We start from the raw sequence: 925 nt of genomic DNA, 5'->3' as shown, positions 1-925 counted from the left end.
AAAAGCTTTGGAACACAGTCCTCAAGATATAAAGCTTGAAATTTGGACCGACTCAAGCTATGTCAAAAACGGTATCACCCAATGGATTGAAGGATGGAAAAAGCGTGGCTGGAAGACTGCGAGCAAAAAGCCTGTAGCCAATCAAGACTTGTGGCAACAGTTGGATACGCTTTGTCAAGCACGCGATGTTGATTGGCACTGGGTTAAAGGTCACGCTGGGCACGCGGGTAACGAAAAAGCAGATGAGCTGGCCAATCTAGGCGTCACGTCTAGCAGCGAGCAACCATCTGTCGGTAACTCTGCACGTAACGACGATGACACTGCTAAAAAAAAAGCCAATGATTGGTTAAACGATGACCCGTTAGGCTTTAATATGATGGATGAGGATTCAGACGAAGAATTGTTATACGAAGATTCTTTAAATGAGATGTCAGACAACAGTGACTCAAAGTCTATTCAAGTCAAACAATTAAATAATACTACGCAGCCAGTGAGTATCAACACCATGATATCAGATGAGACGAATACAAACAGCGATACAACCAACGTGTCAGTAGACTTGCCAAAATTCGATGGTGATACTGGTCGTGCTAACCCCAACTTTCGTCCGCTACTACCACAGCCTATTCATCGACGCGAGCCCAATCGTCAGCTGATCATGGATACAGAGACGACAGGGCTTGACCCTCTCAAAGGTGACCGCGTGATTGAGGTCGGTATTGTCGAGATGGTCGGTCGTAAGTTTACGGGCGAAAAACTCCATGTTTATATCAACCCGCAGCGCGGTATGGATGAAGAAGTCATTCGTATTCACGGTATCTCTGAAGCTTTTTTGGCAGATAAGCCAACCTTCGATCAGGTTGCTAAGTCGTTATATGATTTTATGGATGGCGCAGAAATCATCGCTCACAACGCCACGTTTGAT

The 925-nt window shown here is 45.3% G+C and carries 1 protein-coding gene; it reads left to right on the top strand.

What is annotated here, in order from left to right:
• Window positions 1-7 precede the first annotated feature (7 nt).
• Window positions 8-925: bifunctional ribonuclease H/3'-5' exonuclease family protein (locus tag ACS8FD_RS17795; RefSeq protein WP_439276829.1), on the top strand; the 918-nt coding region annotated here is incomplete at its 3' end.

Source organism: Psychrobacter sp. 1U2 (assembly GCF_051847575.1).
The sequence above is the reverse complement of the archived record's forward strand: the minus strand, read 5'-3'. Positions and strand labels throughout refer to the sequence as shown.